We start from the raw sequence: 14,299 nt of genomic DNA, 5'->3' as shown, positions 1-14,299 counted from the left end.
CCCTGCAACTCGCCCCAAACCATCCCGTCACATTCCCGGAGGCTATCGCTGCCATGGCAAATCTTGCTCAATTGCTTGCATCCATCAAAATCCCGGACCTCGCCGGCAAGGCGGTGCTGATCACCGGCGCCTCGACCGGTATCGGTGCAGCGCTCGCCCGCGCCTTTGCCGCGCAGGACATGAAGGTTGGCATTCATTACAATGCGAGCCGGGAGCCCGCCGAAGCGCTTGCCGACGAAATCAGGGCAGCCGGCGCAACCGTGCATCTCGTTCACGGCGACGTGTCGAAGGAGGGCGAGACGGAGCGTGTCGTCGAAGAGACGGCCAGAACCTTCGGGCATCTCGACGGGCTGGTAAACAATGCCGGCGGCATGCTCGGCCGCAAGCCAACCGCCGAATATACCGACGAGCACTACATGAAGGTCATGGATCTGAATGCCCGCTCGGTTCTCGCTGCAACGCGCGCTGCCCATCCATGGCTGAAGAAGCAGGGCGGCTTCATCATCAACACGACCTCGATCGCCGCCCGCAACGGTGGCGGCAATGGTGCCGTGCTCTATGCGGCATCGAAGGGTTTCGTCTCGACGATCACGCGCGGCCATGCCAAGGAGTTCGTTCCCGACCGCATTCGGGTCAACGCGGTGGCGCCGGGCGTCATCGCCACGCCGTTCCATGAGCGCTACACCAACGACGAACAGATGGAGCTCCAACGCAAATCCATTCCGATGGGTTTCGTCGGCACACCGGAGGATTGCGTCGGCGCCTATCTCTTCCTGGCATCGCCGACGCTTTCCGGCTACATCACCGGCCAGATCATCGAGGTCAATGGCGGCCAGCTGATGCCCTAAGCGTGGGCTTGCACAAAGAAAAACGGCGCGGACGATCTCCACGCCGTTTTCGTTCTGCGATGAAAATCAGACGCGCTCGAGCGCGATGGCAATCCCCTGCCCGACGCCGATGCACATGGTCGACAGCGAGTAGCGCCCACTGGCTTCCCGCAGTTCCATTGCAGCCGTCCCGGTGATGCGCGCGCCGGACATGCCGAGCGGATGGCCAAGCGCGATGGCGCCGCCGTTGCGGTTCACACGGCCGTCATCGTCGGCTACGCCGAGTTCGCGCAGAACCGCCAGACCCTGCGAGGCGAATGCCTCGTTAAGTTCGATGACGTCGAACTGATCCTGCGTCATGCCAAGCCGTGCCATCAGTTTGCGCGATGCCGGGACCGGGCCGATACCCATGATGCGCGGCGGCACGCCGGCAGCCGCTCCGCCGAGAATGCGGGCGATCGGTGTCAGTCCATACTTTCTGGCAGCAGCTTCGCTGGCAATGATCAGGGCGGCAGCGCCGTCATTTACACCGGAGGCATTGCCTGCCGTCACTGTCCCGCCCTCCTTCTTGAAGGGTGTGGCAAGCTTGGCAAGCGCTTCCATTGTCGTCGCGCGCGGATGCTCATCCTTCTCCACGACGACAGGATCGCCCTTGCGCTGGGGGATGGTGACGGAGGTGATTTCCTTTGCCAGCCGGCCATTGGCCTGCGCGGCCGCGGCCCTTGCCTGGCTTCGAACCGCAAAGGCGTCCTGATCCTGGCGCGAGACCTTGTAGTCCTCGGCGACGTTCTCGCCGGTCTCCGGCATGGAATCGACGCCGTATTGCTTCTTCATCAAAGGATTGATGAAACGCCAGCCGATCGTCGTGTCGTAGATCTCGGCGCGGCGGGAGAATGCCGTCTCCGCCTTCGGCATGACAAAGGGTGCGCGCGACATGCTTTCGACGCCGCCTGCAATCATCAGTTCGGCTTCGCCTGCCCTGATGGCGCGGGCAGCCGCGATGATGGCGTCCATGCCAGAACCGCAGAGGCGATTGATGGTCGTACCTGGCACCGAGACCGGCAGGCCCGCCAGCAGCGAGGACATGCGAGCGACATTGCGGTTGTCTTCGCCGGCCTGGTTGGCGCAACCGAAGATCACATCGTCAACCGCTTCCCAGTCGACATTGCCGTTGCGCTCAATCAGCGCCCTCAACGGCACGGCGCCGAGATCGTCAGCGCGAACCGCTGACAGCGAACCGCCGAAGCGCCCGATCGGGGTGCGGATATAGTCACAGATATAGGCTTCGGTCATCAGGCTTCTCCCTTAGAGTTCCGGGACGACGAGATCGGCAACCGGACCGTCGATGTAGAGGGGCGCGCCGGTCATCGCCTGCAATTCCTCGACCGTCATGGCGGCAAGCTTCTCGCGCAACACGAAACGGCCTTCCACAATGTCGATCACGGCATGGCTCGTATAGACGCGGGTGATGCAACCGACGCCGGTCAGCGGGAAGGTACATTTGTCGACAAGCTTCGGCTCGCCGTTCTTGGTGACGTGCTCGGTAATGACGCAGACCTGCTTGGCGCCGTGCACGAGATCCATGGCGCCACCGACCGCCGGCACGCCCTTGGCGCCGACCCTCCAGTTGGCGAGATCGCCATTCTGCGCCACCTGGTAGGCGCCGAGGATCGCGACGTCGAGATGACCGCCGCGAACCATGGCGAAGCTGTCGGCATGGTGGAAGAAGGCCGAGCCGGGCTTCAACGTCACCGGCCGCTTGCCGGCATTGATGAGATCCCAGTCCTCCTCTCCGGCGGGCGGTGCCTCGCCGAAATCGAGGATGCCGTTTTCCGTATGGAAAATCGCCTGGCGGCCTGGCGGCTGATAGCGTGCCACCATTTCCGGAAAGCCGATGCCGAGGTTCACATAGGCACCGTCGGCAATGTCCTGGGCTGCGCGCCATGCGATGCTGGCATTGGAAAGCTTGATGTCTTCGCGGGTGTTGATGATGCTGATATCGACGGTCATTGATAGACCACTCCGGCTCGAACGAGCTCTTCTTCCTGGGCGGGATTGGCGACCTCGACGACGCGGTCGACGAAGATGCCGGGGGTGACGACATGCTCGGGGTCGATGCCGCCGGCGGGAACGATGCTGGAAACCTGGGCGATGGTCTTGCCCGCCGCCATGCACATCAGCGGATTGAAGTTGCGCGCCGCCTTGTTGTAGGTGAGGTTTCCGTGGGTGTCGCCAAGATGGGCCTTGACGATGGCGAAATCCGCCTTCAGCCAGCGTTCCTGCACATAATGCCGGCCGTCGAATTCAGCGATGACTTTGCCCTCGGCAAGTTCGGTGCCGTAACCCGTCGGCGTGTAGAAGGCCGGGATGCCGGCGCCGCCAGCGCGGATGCGCTCGGCAAGCGTTCCCTGCGGCACCAGCTCCAGCTCGATCTCTCCCGCAAGATACCTGTCCGTGAAGGCGCGCGGGTCGGACGAGCGCGGAAAGGAGCAGATCATCTTCCTCACCATGCCGGCGTCGATCATCGCGGCAATCCCGATGCGGCCGTTGCCGGCATTGTTATTGATCACCGTGAGGTTCCTCGGCCGCTTGTCAATCAGGGCGTGGATCAGCTCGATCGGTGCGCCCGACCCGCCGAAGCCGCCAATCATCACGGTCGCTCCGTCTCCGATTTCGGAAACGGCCTCAGCCGTGCTCCCGATAGTCTTGTCCATGCTGGATCACTCCTTGCCGGCGAGATGCTCCTCTGCGCCCTTCACCGATGGATAAAACGCGCAGGCAGGGCGGGCAAGGCATTTTGTGCGGTATTTGACATTTGTTCGTATATCGCACAAAACAATGCGGCCACAGTATTCTGACCGGGATCCAGCAGTAAGCCCGCGAGCAAAGGAGGAACCATGCGCGAAACTGATTTTGTCAGCGGCTTTGCCAGAGGACTGAAGGTCATCGAGGCGTTCGAGGAGACCCGCCAGCGGCTTTCGATCGCCGACGCCGCGAAGCTGACCGGCCTCGACCGTGCCACGGTGCGCAGGTCGCTCCTGACGCTGGCCGAACTCGGCTATGCCGAATATGACGGCAAGTTTTTCGCCCTGACGCCCAAGATCCTGCGGCTCGGGCACTCCTATCTCTCGGCAACGCCCCTGCCCGTCCTCATCCAGCCGCATCTCGATCAATTGTCGGAAAAAGCCGGGCAGAGCGCATCCGCCTCCGTGCTCGATGGCACGGAGATCGTCTATATCGCCCGCGCTTCGCAGCGGCGTGTCATGTCGATCAACCTGACGCCGGGCAGCCGCCTTCCCGCCTTCTGTGCCTCGATGGGTCGCGTCCTGCTGTCAGCGCTGCCGGAGGCCGAGGCAAGGGCAGTCCTTGCCCGCACCAACCTCAAGCAAAATACGCCAAACACCAAGACCGACGTCGAGGACCTGATGGCGGAGTTTCGGCGTGTGCGCGATCAGGGTTACGCCGTGATCGACCAGGAACTGGAAATCGGCCTCTGCTCCATTGCAGTTCCGGTCGAGAACGATCGCGGGCAGACGGTGGCGGCAATCAATATCGGCGCACCGGCCGCACATGCACCAGCCGCGGAAATGCCGGCTCGCTACCTGCCGCTCCTCCGAGAGACACAGAAGGCGCTCCGCCTCGTGCTGCGCTAGACACTAAGCTTCGCACGCTCCGCCATGCGCCATGATCGAGGCGTCTGGCCAGCCTGTTTGAGGAAGAAGCGCGAGAAATAGGCGGGGTCTGAAAACCCGAGCCTGTAGGCGATCTCCTGGACGCTGCCAAAGGTGAAGACCAACTCGCGTTTTGCCTCATCGAGGAGCTTTCGGGCAATCAACTCATGCGCACCGTAACCGCTCGTGGCGCGCACGATCCGGTTCAGGTGGGTCGGCGAGATGCCGAGCGCCCTGGCATAGAAAGCTGCCGGCTGGTGCGATTTGAAATGCCGCTGGATCAGGCCGTGCAGCAGCTCCATGCGACGTTCATTCTCGTCGGCGGCCGCCTCGTCGTCCTGTCTTTCAGAGGAGAGACGCGCGGTCAGCAACAATGCCGACGTCAGGTAGGACTCGAGCAGGTCGTTGCGCCCGCTTTTGCGCTGCGCGAATTCGCGTCCGAGCCGCTGCAGGCAGGCAGCCACGTAGCGCGCCTCCTCATCGTTCATGTCAAGCCTCGTCAGATGCGGCGATGCCATCCACTCGCCGAGGCGGCTGCGGTCGCCGGGGATGGCCTTCAGATGCGAGCTCAACACCGTGATGACGAAGCCGTCGATGTCCCTGGAGAAACGAAAACCGTGATCGAGGCCGGGGGGAACGGTAATGACCGACTGACCTTCGATCGGGTGCCAGGCGCCTGAGAACATTGCCTCGCCGGAGCCGCTATCGATGTACAATATCTGAAAGAAACTATCGTGGCGATGCGGCCGGATCTCGAAATGATGCAGGCTGCTGCGGGTTGGAATTGTTTCGCAGTGCAGCCAAAACTCCGGCTTTTTGCCGGTATTCTCGCCGTAGAGCTCGTAGGTCGGCACAATCCTTACCATTCCTGCCTCCATCACCCGATGTTCGCTTTGTGCAATTTCATGATGGATTTGTCCATTGTTGATGGCGCCCTGCCCGGTCAAGATTTGACAAAAGACAAGTGCGGGAGGACACCATGCGCACCAAGGTAGCCATCATTGGCTCCGGCCCTTCAGGGCTTTTGCTTGGCCAGTTGCTGACGGAAGCCGGCATCGACAACGTCATCCTGGACCGCGTTGGCAAGGATTATATCCTTGGCCGCGTACGTGCCGGCGTGCTGGAGGAAGGAACCGTTGGACTTATCGATGAGGCAAAGGCTGGCGCGCGCATGCATGCCGAAGGTCTCTCGCATGACGGCTTTTCCCTTGCCTTCGACGGGCGCGACCATCGCATCGACCTGTTCGGTCTGACCGGCGGCAAGCGCGTCATGATCTACGGGCAAACGGAAGTCACCCGCGACCTGATGGAACGACGCGAGGCCAGCGGCGCGCTGACAATCTACGAGGCAGCGAATGTCACGCCGCACGATTTCGATGGAGCGGCCCCTTATGTCACCTACGAAAAGGACGGTGCCACGCGCCGCATCGACTGTGATTTCATCGCCGGCTGCGACGGTTTCCATGGCGCCAGCCGCAAGGCGGTTCCCGAAAAATCGCTGCGCACATTCGAGAAGATCTACCCCTTTGGATGGCTTGGAATTCTGGCCGAGGTCGCTCCCGTCAGCCATGAGCTGATCTATGCCAACCACCCGCGGGGATTTGCGCTCTGTTCCATGCGCTCGGAGCATCGCAGCCGCTACTACATCCAGTGTCCACTCGATGAAAAGGTCGAGGATTGGAGCGATGACCGCTTCTTTGACGAACTTCGCCGCCGCCTGCCTGCGCATCATGCCGATGCGCTTGTGACGGCGCCTTCCTTCGAGAAATCGATCGCACCGCTTCGCTCCTTCGTTGCCGAGCCGATGCGCTTTGGCCGCATGTTCCTTGTCGGCGATGCCGCCCATATTGTTCCGCCGACCGGTGCGAAAGGCCTCAATCTCGCCGCGAGCGACGTGCATTATCTGTTCTCGGGCCTGATCGAACACTACCAGGATCGTTCGAACGCAGGCATCGACACCTATTCCCAAAAGGCACTCGCCCGGGTTTGGAAGGCGGTCCGTTTCTCCTGGTGGATGACAACGATGATGCACCGGTTCCCCGATACCGGTGATTTCGACCAAAAGATTCAGGAAGCCGAACTCGACTATCTGACGCATTCACGCGCAGCTTCGACCGCGCTTGCGGAAAACTACGTCGGCCTTCCCTACTAGTTTCCCTTCCGCCATCCACGGAAGGGTGCACGGAGAGCGGCGGTGGTTCATGCGTCCCACCGCTGCTCGCCCATCGATCGGCACCCCTGTCGGCTGGCAGGCTTCTGGCGTCAGACCTTGCGGAATTCGAGTTCGTAGACAACTTCCTCGCCGTTCTTTGGATCGACACCAGGGGCGCCGCTGATGACAAGCCTGTTGCCGTCGATGGAGAACGGCCGGATCAGGTCGCTGACGCCCCAGGCCGGATTCCAGCTCGCATCGACATGGTGCACCACGCGTCCATTCTCGAAGGTATAGGTTCCGGCATAGGCGAGCATGGAATCGAACAGCGCGACCTTTTCGGCGTCCGTCGGGACTTCGCCCTTGAGTGCCGGTCGCTCTCGGCTGACGACCACAGCCATCACCCGGCCATCCGGGTGATAGGAAAGATATCCGACAGGGTCGGGCCCCATCGCATTCGTAACCACCCCGGTCGCAACAGCACGGCGCGTCCAGGATACCATTCTCCATGTTCCATGTAATGCGGCTGCACTTCCCATAATGTGGCTCCCACGCGCAGTTGCACGAGCTGGACGATACCACGCAGGCCCTATCCGCAACAGCGTCGCTAGGTCTTGGTGGCAACCTCCATCGCCGCCTCCCGCAATGTCTGCATGAGGATCGAAAGCGGCAGCGAGGGGATGGCGTCCGTGCGCATTGTCAGGCCAACCGGTCCTTTTGTTTCGCTGGTGTCAATCGGCAAGACTTCCAGGAGGCCGTCGGCGACATCGGTTGCGACCACACCTGTGGAAATGATCCAGATGGCGTTGCTCGACCGCACGAAGGCGCGGCCGAAGGAGTCAGACACCGTTTCGATCTGGTTCGGCAGACTGGCGACGCCATTGGCAATCAGGAAGCTCTCCACGAACGGGCGAATGATCGAGGCGCGCGTCGGCATCAGCACGGTATATTCACCGAGCTTCGCAAACAGCGACTGGCGCGATTTCAGCAGCGGATGGCCGGCACGAACGGCAAAGACGACCTGTTCGGAGTAAAGATGCTCGAAGGAAAAGCCGGCCATCTTCTCCGCGCCGGCAAGCCGCCCGACGACGAGATCGAGGTCGCCGACGCGCAGCTGCTCCAAGAGCACCGCATTCTCTCCCGTCACGATCTTGATGCGGCTCCAGGTGTTTTCCTTGAGGAAAAGCTCCATGGCACGCGGCATGATCCGCGTCGAAACCGTCGGCAAGGCGCCGATGCGGATCGGCGGCGCCTCGCCGAAACGCTCCTGGGATACCGAATCAAGGCCCTGGCGCAAGGCCGTGAGCGCTGCTCCCGCATGGCGGAGAAAGACGTCGCCATAGCGGGTAATCTTGATGCCGCGCCCGTCGCGCTCGAAGACCGCAACGCCAAGCACCTCCTCCAGTTCGCGGATCGTCTTGGTCACCGCGGGCTGGCTGACATTGAGCAGTTCGGCTGCCTTCATCACGCTTTTCTGGCGCGCGACCTCGACAAATGTCTGTAGATGACGAAACTTCACCCGACTGTCGATCATGGGTTTCATAACTCCGGAGTTATCGAAATGCCACGAAATATCATTTTACCTAACCAGACTAAACATCCAATTTGATCCAGGGTCTGTGTCGGACCCTCTCGTCAAGTCGAGTGCGACTTGCATGGGGACCGGCACGGAGAGGAGATTTGCCGTGCAGTTTGCCCATATCAATGACATCGCGATCCACTACCAGCTGATCAGCGGCTCCGCTGACAAGCCGGTCATCGTCTTTGCAAATTCGCTTGGCACCGATTTTCGCATCTGGCGCGACGTGATCGTGCGACTGGCCGGGGATTACGCGATCATTGTCTACGACAAGCGGGGCCACGGGCTTTCCGATGTCGGCCAGGTTCCCTATTCGATCGACGATCATGCTTCCGATCTTGCCGGGCTGCTCGATCTTCTCGCGGTCAAGCAGGCCTTCATCTGCGGTCTTTCCGTGGGCGGGCTGATTGCTCAGGCGCTCTACAAGGCGCGGCCCGACATGGTGCAGGGACTGATCCTGTGCGATACGGCGCACAAGATCGGCACCACCGAAAGCTGGAATGCACGGATTGCAACCGTCGCCAGCAAGGGTATTGCGAGCATTGTCGACGGCGTCATGAAGCTCTGGTTCACGCCGGCTTTCCGGCGACCGGAGAACACGGCCTATCACGGTTACAGCAACATGCTCGTGCGCCAGCCGGTGGAAGGCTACCTTGCCACCTGCGAGGCAATCCGCGATGCCGACTACACGGACGCCGCCACCAGGATCAGCGTTCCGACGATCTGCATTGTCGGTGATCAGGACGGTTCCACGCCGCCCGATCTGGTCAAGTCGACGGCAAGGCTCATTCCGAACGCCCGCTTCGAGATCATACGCGACGCGGGCCATATCCCTTGCGTCGAGCAGCCGGAAGCGCTGACGGCAATCATCCGCGCATTCATCGATTTCGCATTGCATGGAGAAAAGAGCTCATGAGTGAACTCCACCAGCCGTCGAAGCGCTTCGAGCAGGGAATGGCGACGCGCCGTGCCGTGCTGGGCGATGCCCATGTCGATCGCGCCGAATCAAGCTCGACCCCGTTTGACAAGCCGTTCCAGGACCTGATCACGGAAGCGGCCTGGGGACATGTCTGGTCGCGCCCGACACTGACGCGCCGCGAGCGGTCGATCGTGACGATCGCGCTTCTGGCAGCACTTGGCCAGGACGACGAGGTGGCGATGCATGTCCGCGCCACCGCCAACACCGGCGCCTCGCGCGATGATATTTGCGAGGCGTTGCTGCACGTGGCGATCTATGCCGGCGTTCCCGCCGCCAATCACGCCATCAAGATCGCCAAGCATGTTTTCGAACAGATGGACGCCGGCAAGGCGGCCTGAAAGGCATAGGATGTCCGATCTTCCCAACCGCATTCCCGAAACCGGCGCATTCTTCGCGCGAGACCGCGAATGGCATGCGCCTGCCTTCACCCCAGGCTACAAGACCTCGGTCCTGCGTTCGCCGCAGCGCGCGCTGTTGTCGCTCGACGGAACGATTTCGGAAATCACAGGGCCGGTCTTCGGCCACTCCGTCATCGGTGAGCTCGACAACGATCTGATCCACAACTTCGCCAGGCCGGGCGAAAGTGCCATCGGCGAGCGCATTATCGTCCACGGCCGTGTGCTCGACGAACGTGCACGCCCGGTACCCGGTGCCCTTGTCGAGTTCTGGCAGGCCAATGCCGGCGGGCGCTATCGGCACAAGAAGGAAACCTATCTCGCCGCCATCGATCCGAACTTCGGCGGATGCGGGCGCTGCATCACCGATGAGCATGGTCACTATGCGTTTCGCACGGTTCGCCCGGGAGCCTATCCCTGGCCCAACGGCGTCAACGACTGGCGCCCGGCCCATATCCACTTCTCGATCTTCGGCCATGGCTTTTCCCAGCGTCTGATCACGCAGATGTATTTCGAGGGTGATCCGATGATCTGGAAGTGTCCGATCGTCGGCACGATCCCCGACAAGCGCGCCATCGAGCAATTGATTGCGCCGCTCGACTGGGGCAACACGATTCCGATGGATGCGCGCGCCTACAAGTTCGACATCGTTTTGCGCGGCCGCCGCTCGACGATGTTCGAAAACCGCATGGAGGGGAACTGATGGTTCAGGAACTCGGCTATCTCAAGGAAACGCCCTCGCAGACGGCAGGCCCCTATGTCCATATCGGCCTGACCCCGAACTTCTGTGACATCAAGGGCGTCTATGAAAATGACCTCGGAACGGTGATGGTCAACGACAAGACGCTTGGCGAGCGCATCACGGTAACAGGCCGCGTTTTTGACGGTGCCGGTGCCCTGGTGCGCGATGCAGTCATCGAAATCTGGCAGGCCGACGGCGCCGGCCTCTATAACAGCCCGTCGGAGATGCGGGGCACGGCAGATCCGAACTTTACCGGCTGGGGCCGTTGCCCGACACGCGCCGAAGACGGCGTTTTCACCTTCGACACCGTCAAGCCGGGCCGCGTTCCCTTCAAGGACGGCCGCAAGATGGCGCCACACATCACCTTCTGGATCGTCGCACGCGGCATCAACATCGGCCTGCATACGCGCATGTATTTTCCAGAGGAGGCCGAGGCCAACAAGGCCGACCCGCTGCTTCTGCGCATCGAGCACCGGGAGCGCGTCGACACGCTGATCGCCCAGCGTGACGGATCGACCTATACTTTCGACATCCGGCTGCAGGGCGACCGGGAGACCGTGTTCCTCGATATCTGACCGCAGGGACTTGCGTTAAGGCCATTGCAGGCGCAGTTGTCGGTCGCAGCAAGAAAGACACCGATGACCATCTCAGCCTTTGATCACCCGTTTCTGTCCGGCCTGCTCGGCGACGAGGAGACGGCTTCGTATTTCTCCGCGGCGGCAGATATTCGCGCCATGCTCGCGTTCGAAGCAGCACTCGCCAGGGCCGAGGCCGGGCACGGTCTGATTTCGCATGAAGCGGCACGCCATATCGGCACGGTCTGCGCAACGTTTGAGCCGAATGTCCTCAATCTGAGAACGGCCACAGCCCGCGACGGGGTTGTCGTTGCCGATCTCGTCAAACAGCTGCGCGAGGCAGTCGGGGAGCCGTACTTTGATTGCGTTCACCTCGGCGCCACGAGCCAGGATGTCATCGATACCAGCCTGATGGTTCGCCTGAAGGCAATCGCGTTCCTGTTTTCAAATCGGCTTTCGAAGCTTGCCAAGGTGTTCGATAGTCTCGACGCGCAGTTCGGGAAAAGCGCTTTGATGGGGCGGACCCGCATGCAGGCTGCGATCGCGATCACAGTCTCTGATCGTCTTCGCGCCTGGCGCGCACCGCTTGCCGGTTATCGGGACCGGCTGACCGAGCAGGGCTTTCCCCTGCAGTTCGGCGGGGCAGCCGGTACTCTCGACAAGCTTCAGGATCTTGCCCCGGCCGTGCGCTCAGCCCTTGCCCAGGAGCTCGGCCTCTCAGACACGCCGCAATGGCAAAGCCAACGCGCGGTCGTCGCGGATTTCGCCGATCTGCTGTCGCTCATCAGTGGCAGCCTTGGCAAATTCGGGCAGGATGTCGCGCTTCTGGCGCAGGCGGGCGATGAGATCGAGCTATCAGGGGGTGGCGGTTCGTCCGCAATGGCGCACAAGCAAAACCCGGTCGCAGCCGAAACGCTCGTTGCTCTGGCGCGCTTCAATGCGACGCAACTCTCCGGCATGCATCAGTCGCTGGTACACGAACAGGAGCGATCGGGCGCGGCGTGGACGCTGGAATGGCTCATTCTGCCGCAAATGGTCATGGCGACCGCCACTTCGCTTCGCCTGGCGCTTGAACTGGCCGGCAATATCACGCGAATTGGGCACAAATCATAACCCCTCAGGTATGATTTTTGCCGTTTATTTCATTTTACATTACCGTTTTGAATGAGACACTATCGCCAAGGCTTTAGCTGTGAACTAAAGCGGCGGCGTAGGAGTGCGCCATCGTCAATGGGAGGATTTATGAAACGGTTTGTTCTGGCCGCCGTTGCGGCAGTCGTCATGAGCACAGCGGCCTATGCCGATACCATCAAGGTCGGCGTCGTCGGGCCGTTCTCTGGTCCGTTCGCCCTGCAGGGCAAGAACTTCAAAGCCGGTATCGATGCCTACATGGCGATCAACGGCAACAAGGTCGGCGACAACACCGTCGAAGTGATCTATCGCGATCTGCCCGCGGCCGATCCGGCGCAGTCGAAGGCGCTGGCGCAGGAGCTGGTCGTCAAGGAAAAGGTCCAGTACCTCGCGGGATTCTATTTCACGCCTGACGCAATGGCCGTGACGCCGATCCTGAAGCAGGCGAATACGCCGCTCGTCATCATGAACGCGGCCACATCGGCAATCGTCACCAAGAGCCCGCTGGTGGTGCGCACCTCGTTTACCACGTGGCAGACCTCGACGCCGATCGCCAAGGTTGCCCATGACGCCGGCGTCAGCAAGGTCATCTCCGTTGTCAGCGACTACGGTCCGGGCGTCGACGCCGAGAATGCCTTCAAGGCGGCCTTCGAGAAGGAAGGCGGTCAGGTCGTCGAGGCGATCCGCATGCCGCTCTCGACCAACGATTTCAGCCCGATCATGCAGCGTATCAAGGATTCCGGCGCGCAGGGCGTTTTCGCCTTCCTGCCATCCGGTCCGACGACGCTCGGCTTCGTCAAGGCCTACAATGAAAACGGCCTCAAGGCTGCCGGTATCAAGTTCTTTGCGCCAGGTGACCTGACGCAGGAATCCGATCTTCCCGCACTTGGCGATGCTGCTCTCGGCATCCAGACAACCTTCCATTATGCCGTCTCGCATGATTCCCCGGAGAACAAGGCGTTTGTCGAGGCTGCAGCCAAGGCAATCGGCAGCAAGGCGGAACTGTCCTTCCCCGCCGTTGGTGCCTATGACGGCATGAACGTCATCTACAAGATGATCGAGGCGACCGGCGGCAAGCAGGATGCAGCCAAGGCAGTCGAGGCCGTCAAGGGCCTGACGTGGGTCAGCCCGCGCGGTCCGGTCTCGATCGATCCGGAAAGCCGCCATATCACGCAGAACATCTACCTGCGCGAAGTCACCAAGGCCGATGATGGCACCTATTACAACAAGGAAGTCCAGACGTTCGAAAAGCAGGGCGACCCTGGCCTTGCGGCTGCGAAGTAACGACCTCTGACATCTGTAGCGGACCGGGATGCTTGCGGCGCCGAGCGCGCTCTCAGCACCGCAATGCCGGCCCGCTCCAACAGCATCGGGATAGCCTCATGCAAACAGTCTTCAGCATTGCCGTCGATGCGCTTGCCTATGGCATGGTGCTGTTCGTCATCTCGATCGGTCTGTCAGTAACCATGGGATTGATGCGTGTCGTCAATCTCGCCCACGGCGCCTTCGCCATGATCGGCGGTTACATCGCGTCCTATGCCGCGCGCGATCTCGGGCTTGGCTACGGTGTTGCGGTGATCGCCGCTGTCGTTGGGACCGTCATCATCGCAATTCCTGTCGAACGCTTTCTCTACAGGCGGATTTATGGGGCGCCAGAGCTGACGCAGGTGCTGATGACGATCGGCATTACCTTCTGCATCATCGGCATTGCCAACTACGTGTTTGGTCCAACCCTGAAGACGATCCCGCTGCCATCGGGACTGCAGGGCTCGGCGGACCTTGGCTTCCGAACCATCCCTGTCCACCGCCTGTTTGCTATCCTGTGCGGTCTCGCAGTCGCCGGCGGACTTTGGTATGCGATCGAAAGGACCAGCTTTGGCGTGAAGCTGCGCGCCTCCGTCGACAATGCGTCGATGGCGGCAGCACTCGGGGTGCGCACCGAGATCATCTATGCGCTAAGCTTTGCCGTTGCCGTTGGCCTTGCCGCATTCGGCGGGGTTGTCGGCGCCGAACTGCTGCCGGTCGAACCCTACTACGCACTGCGCTATATGGTGACCTTCCTCGTGGTCGTTTCGGTCGGCGGTGCCGGGTCTATCCCGGGCGCATTGATCGCCTGCCTCGTGCTCGGCGGCATCGATACGACAGGACGCTACCTGATGCCGGAATTCGGCGAATTCTTCTTCTACCTCGCGGTCATTGCGATCATCTGCATCTTCCCGCGCGGTCTTGCTGGAAGGACGAAATAGAA

16 protein-coding genes are annotated in these 14,299 nt (G+C 61.4%); 10 read left to right on the top strand and 6 right to left on the bottom strand.

From position 1 onward, the window contains the following. Positions 1-53 precede the first annotated feature (53 nt). Positions 54-848, top strand: a complete 795-nt coding sequence (locus tag RHIBUN_RS0102410) for an SDR family oxidoreductase (RefSeq protein WP_025658277.1) — start codon at positions 54-56, stop codon at positions 846-848. A 66-nt stretch (positions 849-914) separates the two neighbouring features. On the opposite strand, the gene pcaF is transcribed toward RHIBUN_RS0102410, so the two are convergent. The 3 genes from pcaF to RHIBUN_RS0102395 are packed head-to-tail and all read right to left on the bottom strand — an operon-like array spanning position 915 to position 3,541. Beyond that, positions 915-2,120 carry a 3-oxoadipyl-CoA thiolase gene (gene pcaF / locus RHIBUN_RS0102405; protein ID WP_025658276.1) on the bottom strand — a complete coding sequence of 402 codons (1,206 nt, stop codon included), beginning with the start codon at positions 2,118-2,120 and terminating at the stop codon, positions 915-917. A 12-nt stretch (positions 2,121-2,132) separates the two neighbouring features. After that, a complete protein-coding gene (locus tag RHIBUN_RS0102400) occupies positions 2,133-2,837 on the bottom strand; it encodes a CoA transferase subunit B (protein WP_025658275.1) in 705 nt (234 codons plus the stop codon). Further along, a complete protein-coding gene (locus tag RHIBUN_RS0102395; protein WP_025658274.1) occupies positions 2,834-3,541 on the bottom strand; it encodes a 3-oxoacid CoA-transferase subunit A in 708 nt (235 codons plus the stop codon). The genes RHIBUN_RS0102400 and RHIBUN_RS0102395 overlap by 4 nt, the downstream gene beginning before the upstream one ends. Positions 3,542-3,724: 183 nt before the next feature. On the opposite strand from RHIBUN_RS0102395, the gene RHIBUN_RS0102390 reads away from it, so the two are divergent. Then, the gene (locus RHIBUN_RS0102390; RefSeq protein WP_025658273.1) at positions 3,725-4,480 is read left to right on the top strand and encodes an IclR family transcriptional regulator C-terminal domain-containing protein; all 756 of its coding nucleotides are present in this window, start codon (positions 3,725-3,727) and stop codon (positions 4,478-4,480) included. On the opposite strand, the gene RHIBUN_RS0102385 is transcribed toward RHIBUN_RS0102390, so the two are convergent. Continuing rightward, positions 4,477-5,364 (bottom strand): helix-turn-helix domain-containing protein, encoded by an 888-nt coding sequence (locus tag RHIBUN_RS0102385; RefSeq protein WP_025658272.1) that lies wholly within the window; start codon positions 5,362-5,364, stop codon positions 4,477-4,479. The genes RHIBUN_RS0102390 and RHIBUN_RS0102385 overlap by 4 nt on opposite strands. Before the next feature lie 113 nt (positions 5,365-5,477). Between RHIBUN_RS0102385 and pobA the strand changes: the two genes are divergently transcribed. Then, positions 5,478-6,650 carry a 4-hydroxybenzoate 3-monooxygenase gene (gene pobA / locus RHIBUN_RS0102380; protein WP_025658271.1) on the top strand — a complete coding sequence of 391 codons (1,173 nt, stop codon included), beginning with the start codon at positions 5,478-5,480 and terminating at the stop codon, positions 6,648-6,650. 110 nt (positions 6,651-6,760) lie between these two features. Here pobA and RHIBUN_RS0102375 read toward each other — a convergent pair whose 3' ends face one another. Beyond that, positions 6,761-7,189, bottom strand: coding sequence for a lipocalin-like domain-containing protein (locus tag RHIBUN_RS0102375; protein ID WP_025658270.1), 429 nt, complete (start codon positions 7,187-7,189; stop codon positions 6,761-6,763). A 68-nt stretch (positions 7,190-7,257) separates the two neighbouring features. After that, complete coding sequence (pcaQ, locus tag RHIBUN_RS0102370) at positions 7,258-8,184, bottom strand: pca operon transcription factor PcaQ (protein WP_025658269.1); 927 nt, start codon at positions 8,182-8,184, stop codon at positions 7,258-7,260. A gap of 151 nt (positions 8,185-8,335) precedes the next feature. On the opposite strand from pcaQ, the gene pcaD reads away from it, so the two are divergent. The 7 genes from pcaD to RHIBUN_RS0102335 all read left to right on the top strand — a co-directional run bounded on the left by pcaD (position 8,336) and on the right by RHIBUN_RS0102335 (position 14,297). Beyond that, positions 8,336-9,145 (top strand): 3-oxoadipate enol-lactonase, encoded by an 810-nt coding sequence (gene pcaD / locus RHIBUN_RS0102365; RefSeq protein ID WP_025658268.1) that lies wholly within the window; start codon positions 8,336-8,338, stop codon positions 9,143-9,145. Beyond that, the gene (gene pcaC, locus RHIBUN_RS0102360; RefSeq protein ID WP_018856638.1) at positions 9,142-9,546 is read left to right on the top strand and encodes a 4-carboxymuconolactone decarboxylase; all 405 of its coding nucleotides are present in this window, start codon (positions 9,142-9,144) and stop codon (positions 9,544-9,546) included. Before pcaD ends, pcaC begins: the two co-directional genes overlap by 4 nt. A 10-nt stretch (positions 9,547-9,556) precedes the next feature. Next, positions 9,557-10,306 (top strand): protocatechuate 3,4-dioxygenase subunit beta, encoded by a 750-nt coding sequence (pcaH, locus tag RHIBUN_RS0102355; protein ID WP_025658267.1) that lies wholly within the window; start codon positions 9,557-9,559, stop codon positions 10,304-10,306. Then, positions 10,306-10,920, top strand: coding sequence for a protocatechuate 3,4-dioxygenase subunit alpha (gene pcaG, locus RHIBUN_RS0102350; RefSeq protein WP_018856640.1), 615 nt, complete (start codon positions 10,306-10,308; stop codon positions 10,918-10,920). Before pcaH ends, pcaG begins: the two co-directional genes overlap by 1 nt. 63 nt (positions 10,921-10,983) lie before the next feature. Next, positions 10,984-12,033: a 3-carboxy-cis,cis-muconate cycloisomerase gene (locus RHIBUN_RS0102345; protein WP_025658266.1), complete on the top strand. Its 1,050-nt coding sequence runs from the start codon at positions 10,984-10,986 to the stop codon at positions 12,031-12,033. Between the two features lie 129 nt (positions 12,034-12,162). After that, positions 12,163-13,335 (top strand): ABC transporter substrate-binding protein, encoded by a 1,173-nt coding sequence (locus RHIBUN_RS0102340; RefSeq protein ID WP_018856642.1) that lies wholly within the window; start codon positions 12,163-12,165, stop codon positions 13,333-13,335. A 98-nt stretch (positions 13,336-13,433) separates the two neighbouring features. Continuing rightward, positions 13,434-14,297 carry a branched-chain amino acid ABC transporter permease gene (locus tag RHIBUN_RS0102335; protein ID WP_025658265.1) on the top strand — a complete coding sequence of 288 codons (864 nt, stop codon included), beginning with the start codon at positions 13,434-13,436 and terminating at the stop codon, positions 14,295-14,297. Positions 14,298-14,299 lie beyond the last annotated feature (2 nt).

The sequence above is a fragment of the Rhizobium sp. IBUN genome (genome assembly GCF_000510625.1).
Taxonomy (GTDB): Bacteria; Pseudomonadota; Alphaproteobacteria; order Rhizobiales; family Rhizobiaceae; genus Rhizobium; species Rhizobium altiplani.
This window is presented reverse-complemented; position numbering and strand designations above follow the sequence as displayed.

What these genes read in the sequence shown, in the direction of transcription:
- RHIBUN_RS0102410 (WP_025658277.1), top strand. Translation starts at nt 54, where the DNA reads ATGGCAAATCTTGCTCAATTGCTTGCATCCATCAAAATCCCGGACCTC.
- pcaF (WP_025658276.1), bottom strand. Translation starts at nt 2,120, where the DNA reads ATGACCGAAGCCTATATCTGTGACTATATCCGCACCCCGATCGGGCGC.
- RHIBUN_RS0102400 (WP_025658275.1), bottom strand. Translation starts at nt 2,837, where the DNA reads ATGACCGTCGATATCAGCATCATCAACACCCGCGAAGACATCAAGCTT.
- RHIBUN_RS0102395 (WP_025658274.1), bottom strand. Translation starts at nt 3,541, where the DNA reads ATGGACAAGACTATCGGGAGCACGGCTGAGGCCGTTTCCGAAATCGGA.
- RHIBUN_RS0102390 (WP_025658273.1), top strand. Translation starts at nt 3,725, where the DNA reads ATGCGCGAAACTGATTTTGTCAGCGGCTTTGCCAGAGGACTGAAGGTC.
- RHIBUN_RS0102385 (WP_025658272.1), bottom strand. Translation starts at nt 5,364, where the DNA reads ATGGTAAGGATTGTGCCGACCTACGAGCTCTACGGCGAGAATACCGGC.
- pobA (WP_025658271.1), top strand. Translation starts at nt 5,478, where the DNA reads ATGCGCACCAAGGTAGCCATCATTGGCTCCGGCCCTTCAGGGCTTTTG.
- RHIBUN_RS0102375 (WP_025658270.1), bottom strand. Translation starts at nt 7,189, where the DNA reads ATGGGAAGTGCAGCCGCATTACATGGAACATGGAGAATGGTATCCTGG.
- pcaQ (WP_025658269.1), bottom strand. Translation starts at nt 8,184, where the DNA reads ATGATCGACAGTCGGGTGAAGTTTCGTCATCTACAGACATTTGTCGAG.
- pcaC (WP_018856638.1), top strand. Translation starts at nt 9,142, where the DNA reads ATGAGTGAACTCCACCAGCCGTCGAAGCGCTTCGAGCAGGGAATGGCG.
- pcaH (WP_025658267.1), top strand. Translation starts at nt 9,557, where the DNA reads ATGTCCGATCTTCCCAACCGCATTCCCGAAACCGGCGCATTCTTCGCG.
- pcaG (WP_018856640.1), top strand. Translation starts at nt 10,306, where the DNA reads ATGGTTCAGGAACTCGGCTATCTCAAGGAAACGCCCTCGCAGACGGCA.
- RHIBUN_RS0102345 (WP_025658266.1), top strand. Translation starts at nt 10,984, where the DNA reads ATGACCATCTCAGCCTTTGATCACCCGTTTCTGTCCGGCCTGCTCGGC.
- RHIBUN_RS0102340 (WP_018856642.1), top strand. Translation starts at nt 12,163, where the DNA reads ATGAAACGGTTTGTTCTGGCCGCCGTTGCGGCAGTCGTCATGAGCACA.
- RHIBUN_RS0102335 (WP_025658265.1), top strand. Translation starts at nt 13,434, where the DNA reads ATGCAAACAGTCTTCAGCATTGCCGTCGATGCGCTTGCCTATGGCATG.